The organism is Dyella ginsengisoli LA-4 (genome assembly GCF_000334915.1).
GTDB lineage: Bacteria > Pseudomonadota > Gammaproteobacteria > Xanthomonadales > Rhodanobacteraceae > Dyella_A > Dyella_A ginsengisoli_A.
Map to the genome: position 1 here is coordinate 51,011 of NZ_AMSF01000088.1, position 12,269 is coordinate 63,279.

The 12,269-nt window shown below is 67.0% G+C and carries 10 protein-coding genes; all 10 read left to right on the forward strand.

What is annotated here, in order from left to right; genetic code table 11:
* Positions 1-11: 11 nt before the first annotated feature.
* The 10 genes from C693_RS0118975 (at position 12) to virB11 (ending at position 12,263) form a co-directional block, all read left to right on the forward strand.
* Positions 12-533 carry a formate dehydrogenase subunit gamma gene (locus tag C693_RS0118975; RefSeq protein WP_017463865.1) on the forward strand — a complete coding sequence of 174 codons (522 nt, stop codon included), beginning with the start codon at positions 12-14 and terminating at the stop codon, positions 531-533.
* A complete protein-coding gene (locus C693_RS0118980) occupies positions 530-2,068 on the forward strand; it encodes a formate dehydrogenase beta subunit (protein ID WP_017463866.1) in 1,539 nt (512 codons plus the stop codon). Before C693_RS0118975 ends, C693_RS0118980 begins: the two co-directional genes overlap by 4 nt.
* Before the next feature lie 26 nt (positions 2,069-2,094).
* Positions 2,095-4,977, forward strand: coding sequence for a formate dehydrogenase subunit alpha (fdhF, locus tag C693_RS0118985; RefSeq protein WP_017463867.1), 2,883 nt, complete (start codon positions 2,095-2,097; stop codon positions 4,975-4,977).
* A gap of 80 nt (positions 4,978-5,057) precedes the next feature.
* Positions 5,058-5,288 carry a formate dehydrogenase subunit delta gene (locus tag C693_RS0118990; RefSeq protein ID WP_017463868.1) on the forward strand — a complete coding sequence of 77 codons (231 nt, stop codon included), beginning with the start codon at positions 5,058-5,060 and terminating at the stop codon, positions 5,286-5,288.
* A 119-nt stretch (positions 5,289-5,407) separates the two neighbouring features.
* Positions 5,408-7,093 carry a type IV secretory system conjugative DNA transfer family protein gene (locus C693_RS0118995; protein WP_017463869.1) on the forward strand — a complete coding sequence of 562 codons (1,686 nt, stop codon included), beginning with the start codon at positions 5,408-5,410 and terminating at the stop codon, positions 7,091-7,093.
* A 736-nt stretch (positions 7,094-7,829) separates the two neighbouring features.
* A complete protein-coding gene (locus C693_RS0119000) occupies positions 7,830-8,372 on the forward strand; it encodes a hypothetical protein (RefSeq protein WP_017463870.1) in 543 nt (180 codons plus the stop codon).
* Positions 8,373-8,418: 46 nt separating this feature from the next.
* Entirely contained in the window at positions 8,419-9,279 is an 861-nt protein-coding gene (locus C693_RS0119005) for a virB8 family protein (RefSeq protein WP_241762708.1), read from the forward strand.
* Positions 9,279-10,049, forward strand: a complete 771-nt coding sequence (locus C693_RS0119010) for a TrbG/VirB9 family P-type conjugative transfer protein (RefSeq protein ID WP_017463872.1) — start codon at positions 9,279-9,281, stop codon at positions 10,047-10,049. The genes C693_RS0119005 and C693_RS0119010 overlap by 1 nt, the downstream gene beginning before the upstream one ends.
* Positions 10,046-11,221: a type IV secretion system protein VirB10 gene (gene virB10, locus C693_RS0119015; RefSeq protein ID WP_017463873.1), complete on the forward strand. Its 1,176-nt coding sequence runs from the start codon at positions 10,046-10,048 to the stop codon at positions 11,219-11,221. Before C693_RS0119010 ends, virB10 begins: the two co-directional genes overlap by 4 nt.
* 10 nt (positions 11,222-11,231) lie before the next feature.
* Positions 11,232-12,263 (forward strand): P-type DNA transfer ATPase VirB11, encoded by a 1,032-nt coding sequence (gene virB11 / locus C693_RS0119020; RefSeq protein WP_017463874.1) that lies wholly within the window; start codon positions 11,232-11,234, stop codon positions 12,261-12,263.
* The last annotated feature ends 6 nt before the right edge of the window (positions 12,264-12,269 follow it).

Below are 12,269 nucleotides of genomic sequence, written 5' to 3' on the forward strand. Positions count from 1 at the left end.
GGTTCGACACCATGAATCACGCGGCACGCGCGGGCTCCGGTCCGCAGGACAACACCAGGTGGCTCTCCCCGGAGAACCATGCCGCGGTGCTCGAGGTCACCGCCCGGCTGAAGGATCAGCCGGGCGCCCTGTTGCCGATCCTGCACGGCGTGCAGGAAGCACTGGGTTACGTGCCTGAAGGCGCCGTCGCACTGATCGCGCGGGAGCTCAACCTGTCCCGCGCCGACGTGCACGGCGTGGTCAGCTTCTACCACTTCTTCCGCACCCGGCCGTCGGGCAAGCGGATCGTCTACCTGTGCCGCGCCGAGTCCTGCCAAGCGATGGGCGCCGCAGCACTGGAAAGCCACGTCAAGCAAAGGCTGGGCGTGGATTTCCACGAAACCACGGATGACGGGTTGTTTACGCTCGAACCGGTCTACTGTCTGGGCAACTGTGCCTGTTCGCCGGCCGTGATGGTCGACGAGGAACTGCACGGGCGGATGACGCCGGAACGCTTCGATGCCTGGCTGAAGGCCGCCCGGGAGGCTTCATGAGTTTCACCGTCTACGTTCCCCGCGACGCCAGCGCCCTCTCGCTGGGGGCGGAGGCGACCGCCTCGGCGATCGCCGCCGAGGCCGCGCGTCGCGGTATCGATGTCGCGCTCGTGCGCAACGGCTCACGCGGCCTGTACTGGCTGGAACCGATGGTCGAGGTTGCCACGCCCGAAGGTCGCGTGGCCTACGGACCGGTGCAGGCCGACGATGTCGCCGCTTTGTTCGATGCCGGTTTCCTCGACGGCGGCACGCACGCACTGGCGCTGGGCCCCACCGAGCAGATTCCCTGGCTGGCGAAGCAGGAACGGCTGACCTTCGCCCGCGTCGGCATCGTCGACCCGCGCAGCCTGGACGACTACCGCGCCCACGGCGGTTACCGCGGGCTCGACAACGCGCTGGCGATGCAGCCGGCGGACATCGTGCAGGCGGTCACCGACTCCGGCCTGCGCGGCCGCGGCGGCGCGGCCTTCCCCACCGGCATCAAGTGGAAGACCTGCCACGACGCCAGCGCCGACCAGAAGTACATCGTCTGCAACGCCGACGAGGGCGACTCGGGCACCTTCGCCGACCGCATGCTGATGGAGGGCGACCCGTTCGTGCTCGTCGAGGGCATGACCATCGCCGGCCTCGCCGTCGGCGCCACGCAGGGCTACATCTACCTGCGCTGCGAGTACCCGCACGCCCGCGACGCGCTGAACGCCGCCATCGCTGCGGCGGAGGCGGCCGGTTACCTGGGCGACGACGTGCGCGGCAGCGGCAAGACCTTCCACCTGGAAGTGCGGATGGCCGCCGGCGCCTACATCTGCGGCGAGGAGACCTCGCTGCTCGAATCGCTGGAAGGCAAGCGCGGCATGGTCCGCTTCAAGCCGCCGCTGCCGGCGATCGAAGGCCTGTTCGGCAAGCCCACGGTGATCAACAACGTGGTCACGCTGTGCTCGGTGCCCGGCATCCTGGACAAGGGCGCGGCGCACTACCGCGATTTCGGCATGGGCCGCTCGCGCGGCACGCTGCCGTTCCAGCTCGCCGGCAACCTGAAGCATCCGGGTCTGGTCGAGAAGGCGTTCGGCGTCACCCTTAAGGAGCTGGTCGAGGACTTCGGCGGCGGCACCGCCACCGGCAAACCGATGAAGACCGTGCAGCTCGGCGGCCCGCTCGGCGCCTACATCCCGCCGTCGCGCTACGACACGCCGATGGACTACGAGGCGTTCGCCGCCATCGGCGGCATGATCGGCCACGGCGGCCTGGTCGCATTCGACGACAGCGTGGACATGGCGGCCATGGCCCGCTACGCGATGGAGTTCTGCGCGATCGAGTCCTGCGGCAAGTGCACGCCGTGCCGGATCGGCTCGACCCGCGGCGTGGAGGTGATCGACCGCATGCGCGCCGGCGCCGAGCGCGACCGCAACGAGGCCCTGCTGCGCGACCTCTGCCAGACCATGCTGCACGGCTCGCTGTGCGCGCTGGGCGGCATGGCGCCGTTCCCCGTGCTCAGCGCGCTGGACCACTACCCCGAAGATTTCGCGCGCACCGCCTGAGGGCAACGCGCGCTGGAGGTTCCCCCATGCTTTCCATCGTCGAAATCGACCGCGGCACCCCGGCCGCCGTGTCCGCGAAGACCGTCTCGCTGGAGATCGACGGCCGCACGATCGCGGTGCCGGAAGGCACCTCGGTGATGCGTGCCGCCTCGCTGGCCGGCATCGCCATCCCCAAGCTGTGCGCCACCGAGATGCTCGACGCGTTCGGCTCGTGCCGGCTGTGCCTGGTGGAGATCGAGGGCCGCCGCGGCTACCCGGCCTCCTGCACCACGCCGGTGAGCGAGGGCATGAAGGTGGCCACCCAGACGCCGAAACTGGCCGAGATCCGCCGCGGCGTGATGGAGCTGTACATCTCCGACCATCCGCTGGACTGCCTCACCTGCCCGGCCAACGGCCACTGCGAACTGCAGGACATGGCCGGCGTGGTCGGCCTGCGCGAGGTGCGTTACGGCTACGACGGCGCCAACCACGTCTATGCGAAGCAGTCCGACGGCAGCGCCAACCCGCTGTTCGTGGCCAAGGACACCTCCACTCCGTACTTCACCTTCGATCCGTCCAAGTGCATCGTCTGCTCGCGCTGCGTGCGCGCCTGCGACGAGGTGCAGGGCACCTTCGCGCTGACCATCCAGGGCCGCGGCTTCGACTCCAAGGTATCGCCCAGCCAGGACGAGGCGTTCCTCGACTCCGAGTGCGTCTCCTGCGGCGCCTGCGTGCAGGCCTGCCCCACCGCCACGCTCAGCGAGAACAGCCTGATCGAGCGCGGCCAGGCCGAGCACAGCGTCACCACCACCTGCGCCTACTGCGGCGTGGGCTGCAGCTTCCGCGCCGAGATGAAGGGCGAGGAGATCGTGCGCATGGTGCCGAACGTGGAGGGCCAGGCGAACCACGGCCACTCCTGCGTCAAGGGCCGCTTCGCGATCGGCTATGCCACCCATCCGGACCGCATCACCACGCCGATGATCCGCGCGAAGATCAGCGACCCGTGGAAGGTAGTGAGCTGGGACGAGGCGATCGCCCACGTCGCCAGCGAGTTCAAGCGCATCCAGGGCGCCTACGGCAAGCACGCGGTCGGCGGCATCACCTCCTCGCGCTGCACCAACGAGGAGACCTACCTCGTGCAGAAGCTGGTGCGCGCCGGCTTCGGCAACAACAACGTCGACACCTGCGCCCGCGTCTGCCATTCGCCGACCGGCTACGGCCTGAAGTCCACGCTGGGCGAATCGGCCGGCACGCAGGACTTCGACTCGATCGAGCAGACCGACGTGGTGCTGGTGATCGGTGCCAACCCCACCGACGCGCACCCGGTGTTCGGCTCGAAGATGAAGCAGCGCCTGCGCCAGGGCGCCAAGCTGATCGTGGTCGACCCGCGCCGCATCGACCTGGTGCGCTCGCCGCACATCAAGGCCGACTACCACCTCAAGCTCAAGCCCGGCACCAACGTGGCGGTGCTCAACACGCTGGCCCACGTGATCGTCACCGAGGGGCTGGTGAAGGACGACTTCGTCGCCGCCCGCTGCGAGCCGGAAGCGTTCCAGCGCTGGAAGGAGTTCGTCTCGCAGGACAAGTACAGCCCCGAGGCGATGGAAGCGACCACCGGCGTGCCTGCCGAGCTGGTGCGTGGCGCCGCGCGGCTCTACGCCACCGGCGGCAACGGCGCGATCTACTACGGCCTGGGCGTCACCGAGCACGCGCAGGGTTCCACCGCGGTGATGGGCATCGCCAACCTCGCCATGGCCACCGGCAACATCGGCCGCGAGGGCGTGGGCGTGAACCCGCTGCGCGGCCAGAACAACGTGCAGGGCTCGTGCGATATGGGCTCGTTCCCGCACGAGTTCCCGGGCTACCGCCACGTCAGCGACACCGCCACCCGCCAGCTGTTCGAGAAGGCCTGGGGCGTGCCGCTGCTGGACGAGCCGGGCCTGCGCATCCCGAACATGTTCGAAGCCGCGCTCGACGGCAGCTTCAAGGGCCTGTACGTGGAGGGCGAGGACATCGCCCAGTCCGACCCGGACACCCAGCACGTCACCGCCGCGCTCAGCGCGATGGAGTGCGTGGTGGTGCAGGACCTGTTCCTCAACGAGACGGCCAAGTACGCCCACGTGTTCCTGCCGGGAAGCTCGTTCCTGGAGAAGGACGGCACCTTCACCAACGCCGAGCGCCGCATCTCGCTGGTGCGCAAGGTGATGAAGCCGCAGTCCGGCTACGCCGACTGGGAGATCACCCAGCTGATCGCGCAGGCGATGGGCTACCCGATGCACTACACCCACCCGTCCGAAATCATGGACGAGATTGCCGCGCTCACCCCGACCTTCCACGGCGTCAGCTTCGAGAAGATCGACCGGCTCGGCTCGGTGCAGTGGCCGTGCAACGAGGACCACCCGGAAGGCACCCCGGTGATGCACGTGGACGAGTTCGTGCGCGGCAAGGGCCGCTTCATGCTCACCGAGTACGTGCCGACCCGAGAGAAGGTCAACGCCGAGCACCCGCTGATCCTCACCACCGGCCGCATCCTCAGCCAGTACAACGTGGGCGCGCAGACCCGCCGCACCGAGAACTCGCTGTGGCACGAGGAGGACCGCCTGGAGATCCACCCGCACGACGCGGAGGAGCGCGGCATCAAGGACGGCGACTGGGTCGGCATTTCCAGCCGCAGCGGCGAGACCGTGCTGCGCGCCAAGGTGGCCGACCGCATGCAGCCGGGCGTGGTCTACACCACGTTCCACTTCCCCGGCTCCGGCGCCAACGTGATCACCACCGACAACTCCGACTGGGCCACCAACTGCCCCGAGTACAAGGTGACCGCGGTGCAGGTGACCCGGGTGAACGAACCCTCGGCCTGGCAGAAGCGCTTCCAGAGCTTCGACCAGCAACAGCAGGACCTGCTCAAGGCCGCCGAAACCGCCGGCTGATCACGCGGCGGCTGCAACCTGGCCGCAACCGCCACTCCCCTCCGACACGATATCCATCCTCTGCTGCGGACCACTCCGACATGAACATCGACACCCTCACCCGGATGGTCAACGACATCGCGAACTACTTCGCCGCCGAACCCGACCACGCCACCGGCGTGGCCGGCGTCGCCGACCACCTGAAGAAGTTCTGGGACCCGGTGATGCGCAGGCAGATCATCGAACACCTGCAGGGCGGCGGCGCCGGGCTGGAGCCGCTGGCGAAGGAGGCCGTGCAGAAACTGGCCTCGCTGCAGACCACGACCGCCTGAATCCGGGCCACCTGAAGATGTGACACAGGCCCGGCCTACGCGAATCCGCGTGGGCGGCGGGCTCGGCGTGGCGTTTTCCGTGGCTTACCATCGCTGCTCCACACCAAGGACGGGATGGCATGCACAAGGGAAAGGCATGGACGGTGGCGACGCTCGGCGTGGCCGCCCTCGCTGCGGGCGATGCACTGTCGGGCTGGCTGACGCTGCGTTTTCTCGATCTGGGAACGCAGACGCTGCGCTGGAACACCTACTACATCTACGTGCGAGCGCTGCACCTGCCGCAGGCGCAGCCTTATGCCGGACGCATCCACGCGGCCGGCTGGCTTGGGTTCGGACTGCCGCTGCTGCTCTGGCTGGTCGCACTGTATTTCCTGTTGCGGTCGAAGCGCCCCTCCCTGCACGGCGACGCGCGCTTCGCCAAGGGTGGCGAGCTGTCCAGCCACGGGCTGTTCAAGCCGGCCGATGACGGCATCCTGGTCGGCAAGTTCCACGGCCGGCTGGTGCGGCTCAGCGGCCAGCAGTTCGTGATCCTCGCCGCGCCCACCCGTTCGGGCAAGGGCGTGGGCGTGGTCATCCCCAACCTGCTGGAATACCGCGAGTCGGTGGTGGTGCTGGACATCAAGCAGGAGAACTACGAACTCACCAGCGGCTGGCGTGCGGCGCAGGGCCAGGAAGTATTCCTGTTCAACCCGTTCGCCGAAGACCGCCGCACCCATCGCTGGAATCCGCTCAGCTACGTCTCGAAAGATCCGGCCTTCCGCGTCTCGGACCTGATGAGCATCGCCGCGATGCTCTACCCGGACGGTGCCGACGACCAGAAATTCTGGGTCAGCCAGGCACGCAACGCGTTCATGGCCTTCGCTCTGTTCCTGTTCGAGGCCTGGGACGACGCCGAGCGGCGTGGCGTGCCGGCGTCACTGCGCACCAAGCCCACCCTCGGCGAGATCTACCGGCTGTCCTCCGGCGACGGCACCGAGCTGAAGGCGTTCTACCAGCAGCTCGCCCAGCAGCCGTTCCTCGGCGGCAACGCGAAGTCCGCCTTTGCCAACCTGCTGTCGCAGGCGGCCGAGACCTTCGCCTCGATCCTGGGCACCTTCAAGGAACCGCTGAACGCCTGGATCAACCCGGTGCTGGATGCAGCCACCAGCGCCGACGACTTCCTGCTCACCGACGTGCGCAAGAAGCGCATGACCATCTACATCGGCATCCAGCCCAACAAGCTGGCCGAGAGCCGGCTGATCGTGAACCTGTTCTTCAGCCAGCTGATCAACCTCAACACCCGCGAGCTGCCGCAGAACAACCCGGCGCTGAAGCACCAGTGCCTGCTGCTGATGGACGAGTTCACCTCGATCGGGCGGGTGGAGATCATCGCCTCGGCGGTGTCGTACATGGCCGGCTACAACATCCGCCTGCTGCCGATCATCCAGAGCATGGCGCAACTGGATGCCACCTACGGCAAGGACGTCTCGCGCACGATGATCACCAACCACGCGCTGCAGATCGTCTACGCGCCGCGCGAACAGCAGGACGCCAACGACTACTCCGAGATGCTCGGCTACACCACGGTGCGCAAGCAGAACGTCACCCGCGGCCGCACCCGTGCCGACGTCTCGCGCAGCCACACCGAAGAGCGCCGCGCGCTGATGCTGCCGCAGGAGCTCAAGGCGATGGGCACGGGCAAGGAGGTGTTCTTCTACGAGGGCATCCCGCACCCGGTGAAGTGCGACAAGATCCGCTACTACCAGGACAAGCACTTCACGTCGCGCCTGTTGCCGAAAGTGATCATTCCGGAACTTACCGTGTAGCGCGTCTTCGCGTAGGCGTCGGCTGACGCGATATCGGCCGACGCCTCACTTTTCCCGCCGATGAGACGGGTCTGCGGACACGGCAGATGTGAACGACATCGCAGAATCGCAGATCCATGGCGCGGCCAATCGGGCCTCCGACACCCCGCTCCTGACGTGACCCGCCGCACAGTTCACGACTGCAACAAAGCCAGCGTGCATGGGCATTCAGGGCCGCCAACAGAGGCATCTTCGACACCTGCGCACATCCCGGAAGCCCTTGCCGCACAGGCGTTCCCGCGCACATGACGGCTCCGTGTCAGTCCGCGGAATCGCCGCTTGCGACGGATCGATCAAACGATCGATCGGTTGACGGTGAAACGCACTCCCAGGAAATTTTCAAGCAGGATTTTCCTATTGGCAGGGCGCATCGCTTTTGGCAAAAATTTTCCACGGATGGTCCGGCCATCCACAGGGGGCGCACTCCGTATCACCTTGATCTGGTGACGCGTATCCGGCATCGGATCGGCGAGGAGGGCGTCGCAGGAAGCAACTCCCCAGGGTAGATACCCGAGGATCGCCATGGAACAGGCAGCACGTGGCGGTGGCAGACAGCCACCCTTATCCCCATGCACTCCAGCCGTCGTGCCTCCGCGCGACGCGCTCGCCCCTTGTCCATCGAATTCGATCCCCCCCGCACTCGGACCGTTTTGACGCAGCCGGATATCACCGGCATGCCAGGCAGGAATCACGCAGGATGCGCTTGATCTTCGAACCCCGGGTGGATGCCACCCTTTTTCACAGTGCGGTCAACGATCGCCGGGCGGCGTGCATGCGTGCCGCGGACCACCCGCGCGCGTTCGGATCGTTCGCGCGCCGGACCGCAGCCAGCGCGCTGGCGGTGGCCGTGCTCTGTCTCGCCGGATGCGGCACGCAGCCTCCGCGCGACTTTCGCGGATCGTGGAAGCCGGTCAATCGATTCCAGACCCGGCCCACCGAAATCCCGCTCGAGCGCCCGTACACGTTCTACGCCGCACCGATGGACGAGACGCTGCGCAGCATGCTCGAGCGCTGGTCGAAAGACACCGGTCGCACGCTGGACTACCGGCTGGATTACGACATCACCCTGTATCGGCCAGTGGCCGGCATCCACACACCGGACCTGGCCCGGGCGGCAGAGCAGCTGAACACGATCTACGCCGCGCAAGGCGTGCAGGTCGTGGGCCAGCCGCGACGGATCCTGGTCGAGGCTGCCGCCGGCAAGACCGCTTCAGCAGGCCGATCAGGAGCACGCCCATGACACCGCTGCGCCAACGCCTCCGGATCACGGAAGCTGACCAATGACGATGAAGAAGTCCCCCACGCCAGCGATCGACAAAGCCGTCGCGCGGTCGGTGAATTTCGAACTGACCATCGCCGACATCGCACGTCGCAGCGAGCGGCGTGCCTGGATGGTGGCGTTCTGCGCCATCGGCATGTCGCTGATCCTCGCCGGCGGCTACTTCTACATGCTTCCGCTCAAGCAGAAAGTGCCCTACCTGGTGATGGCCGATGCCTATACCGGCACCGCCACGGTGGCGCATCTCGTCGGCAACTTCGGCCCTCACGGCATCACCGCGAACGAGGCGATCAACCGCAGCAATGTCGCCCACTTCGTGCTGGCACGCGAATCGTACGACCTGGCCATGCTCAACCTCGGCGACTGGAAGACCGTGCAGACCATGGCCTCCCCGGGCGTAAAGGCCGCCTACATGGCGGAGTACTCCTCGCAGAACCCGGACAGTCTTTTCAAGCAGTACGGCAAGGACCGCGCGATCCGCATCCGGCTGCTCAGCATCGTGCTGCTCGACTCCGGCCCGGGGCGCCCGCCGCGCGGCGCCACCGTCCGCTTCCAGCGCAGCCTGTACGACAAGGGCACCGGCGCAACCCATCCGATGGACAACAAGATCGCCACGCTGGAATTCACCTATAAGCCGAACCTGGAAATGGATGACCAGAGCCGCATCGAGAATCCACTCGGCTTCTGGGTCACCAGCTACCGCGTCGACAACGACTATGCCTCGGCACCTCCCCCCGAGGTCGCTGCCGCGCCGGTGCCCACCACGGTCGAGTCCGTTCCGTCGCCGGCGACCTCCGCACCGCCGGTGTCGGCGGCAACGGGGCCGGCCATGACACCTCCCACGGCAACCACGGGGACGACCCACTGATGAATCGGCCTCTGCCATGGTGTCTGCTCGCGGCACCGATCCTTGCCCTGCTGGTGGCTGCACCATCGGCGAGCGCCCAGGCGCTGCAGACCTACGACTATCAGCCCGACCGCATCTACCCCGTGCGCACCGGGCTGGGCATCACCACCCAGATCGAACTGAGCCCGAGCGAGAAGATCCTCGACTACAGCACCGGCTTCAGCAGCGGCTGGGAGCTGACCCGACGCGACAACGTCTTCTACCTCAAGCCAAAGAACGTCGACGTGGACACCAACATGATGGTCCGCACGGCGACGCACTCGTACATCTTCGAGCTGAAGGTGGTGGCCACCGACTGGAAGACGCTGGACCAGGCGCGCCGTGCCGGCGTGCAGTACAAGATCACCTTCAAGTACCCGGACGACACCAGCTTCGCGGCAGCCAAGAAGCAGCAGGAGAACGCGTCCGCGCAGAGTGCCGCACTGGTGCCGGGGCGCAGCTACAACTTCGACTACGACTACGCCACACGCACCGCGAAGAAGGCGCCCTGGCTGGTGCCGGTCAACGTCTACGACGATGGCCGCTTCACCTACATCCGCATGAGCGACATGAAGGCATTCCCGACCGGTGACTTCCCGGCGGTCTTCATGCGCGAGACAGAGCACGGCGAGGACTCGCTCGTGAACACCACCGTGGAAGGCAACACGATCATCGTCCACGGCACCTACGCCTATCTGGTGATCCGGCACGGCGACTACGTCGTGGGCCTGCGAAGGAACGTGAAGAAGTGAGCGCCCAAACACCCCATGAGCCCGGCGACGAGCACGGGCACGAAGCACCGACGGACCCGCGGCACGATCCGGTAGCCGGCAACCCCTACGCCAGCCACTACCAGCAGCGCGTCGAGGAACCGGATCTGGACGCCGGCGCCCCGCAACTGCGTACCGCGGAACTGCGGCGCATGAATCGCCGCGCGCTGTTCCTGCTGGCCGCCGTCGTGCTGCTGTTGCTGATGGTCGCCTACTGGATGATCCAGAGCGCGATGACCCCGCGCGAGCGGCCCAAGACGCGCGAGGAAAAAGTCACCGTCGCCGAAGCTCCCGCGGCGGTGGCGCTGCCGCAGCTGCCCCGGCCGGCGCCCGCGCCCGTGGCGGCAGCCCAGCCGATTCCCCTGATGCCGCCGCCGCGCGCACCCGCGTTGCCGCGTACGCCCGCCGCACAGGCGCCGCAGGAACCCAGCCTGGTCCAGCGCCGCATTGCCGCCGCCGAGGCTGGCGAGGCCGCGCCGCCAACGATTCCGGCAGCGCTTCCTTCTGCGGGCAATGGCCTGCCGGGCAGTGCCGATTCGGAGATCACCAGCGCCCAGCCGCTGACCAAGCCGGATACGCTGATGCAACGCGGCACCTATATCCGCTGCGTGCTGGAGACGCGGATCATCTCCGACATCTCCGGCTACAGCACCTGCCTGGTGACCGAGCCGGTGTACTCGTTCAACGGGCACACGCTGCTGTTGCCGAAGGGCTCGAAGATCCTGGGCTCGTACCAGAAGAACCAGAGTCAGCGACGCGTCGAAGTGGTGTGGGACCGCATCATCACCCCGACCGGCATCGACGTGAACATGAAGAGCCCGGGCATCGACAACCTGGGCGGCGCCGGCCTGCCCGGCCAGTACGACGCGCACTGGGGCAGCCGCATCGGCGCGGCCCTGCTGATCAGCATGCTCAGCGATGCGTTCAAGTACGAAGCCGCCAAGCACGGCCCGACCACCACCACCATCAGCAACGGCTACGTCACCCAGGAGCCGTTCGAAAGCAATACCGCCCGCACCGTGCAGAACCTGGCCGACCAGGCCGTGCGCGAAGCGGCGAACCGCCCGCCGACCGTGACCATCAACCAGGGCACCGTCATCTACGTCTACGTCGCCAAGGACGTCGACTTCAGCGGCGTGGTCGCGCGGTTCTGAGGAGCAGGTCATGGACGACCGGATGGCAGCCATCTCCAGCGACTTTCTCGACTACCAGTACGAGGTGCTGGGGCTGCGCGAGTTCATGGCCTCGCCGGACGTCACCGAGATCTGCATCAACCAGCCGGGCGAGATCTACCTCGAGCGCCGCGGCGGATGGCACCGGGTGGAGGTGCCTTCCCTCACGTTCGAGCGCGCGCGGCAGTTCTGCACCGCGGTGATCAACGAGAGCAATACCGGGCAGCGCATCACCGACGTGGACCCGGTGGTCTCGCTCACCTTCCCCACCGGCCAGCGCGCGCAGTTCGTGATCCCGCCGGCCTGCGAGGCCGGCCGGGTCTCGATCACCATCCGGCTGCCGTCCAAACAGCTGCGCACTCTGGAGCAATACCAGTCCGACGGCTTCTTCGATGAGATCGTCGAGGTGCAGCAGGGTATCGGCGAGCAGGACAGCGAACTGCTCGAGCTGCGCGCCGGGCGCCGCTACGCCGAGTTCTTCCAGAAAGCCGTGCTCAACAAAAAGAACATCGTGGTATCCGGCGCTACCGGCAGCGGCAAGACCACCTTCATGAAGTCGCTGGTCAACCATATTCCCGCCGACGAGCGGCTGGTGACGATCGAGGACGCGCGCGAACTGTTCATCGCGCAGCCGAACGTGGTGCACCTGCTCTATTCCAAGGGCGGTCAGAGCGCGAGCAACGTGACCGCCAAGAGCTGCATGGAAGCCTGCCTGCGCATGAAGCCGGACCGCATCATCCTGGCCGAGCTGCGCGGCGACGAATCGTTCTACTTCATCCGCAATTGCGCCTCGGGTCACCCTGGCTCGATCACCAGCTGCCACGCCGGCAGCACCGAGCAGACCTGGGACCAGCTCGCACTGATGGTGAAGGCCTCCACCGAGGGCGCCGGGCTGGAGTTCGACACGATCAAGCGCCTGCTGCGCATGACGATCGACATCGTCGTGCACATCAAGGCCCACGCGGGGCGCCGCTGCATCACCGGCATCGACTTCGATCCCGGCCGCGTGGCCACGGGCCACTGAGAACCA

Coding starts and splice junctions, on each gene's coding strand:
- C693_RS0118995 (WP_017463869.1), top strand. CDS start 5,408: ATGCACAAGGGAAAGGCATGGACGGTGGCGACGCTCGGCGTGGCCGCC.
- virB11 (WP_017463874.1), top strand. CDS start 11,232: ATGGACGACCGGATGGCAGCCATCTCCAGCGACTTTCTCGACTACCAG.
- fdhF (WP_017463867.1), top strand. CDS start 2,095: ATGCTTTCCATCGTCGAAATCGACCGCGGCACCCCGGCCGCCGTGTCC.
- C693_RS0118975 (WP_017463865.1), top strand. CDS start 12: ATGAATCACGCGGCACGCGCGGGCTCCGGTCCGCAGGACAACACCAGG.
- C693_RS0118990 (WP_017463868.1), top strand. CDS start 5,058: ATGAACATCGACACCCTCACCCGGATGGTCAACGACATCGCGAACTAC.
- C693_RS0119010 (WP_017463872.1), top strand. CDS start 9,279: ATGAATCGGCCTCTGCCATGGTGTCTGCTCGCGGCACCGATCCTTGCC.
- C693_RS0119000 (WP_017463870.1), top strand. CDS start 7,830: ATGCGCTTGATCTTCGAACCCCGGGTGGATGCCACCCTTTTTCACAGT.
- C693_RS0118980 (WP_017463866.1), top strand. CDS start 530: ATGAGTTTCACCGTCTACGTTCCCCGCGACGCCAGCGCCCTCTCGCTG.
- C693_RS0119005 (WP_241762708.1), top strand. CDS start 8,419: ATGAAGAAGTCCCCCACGCCAGCGATCGACAAAGCCGTCGCGCGGTCG.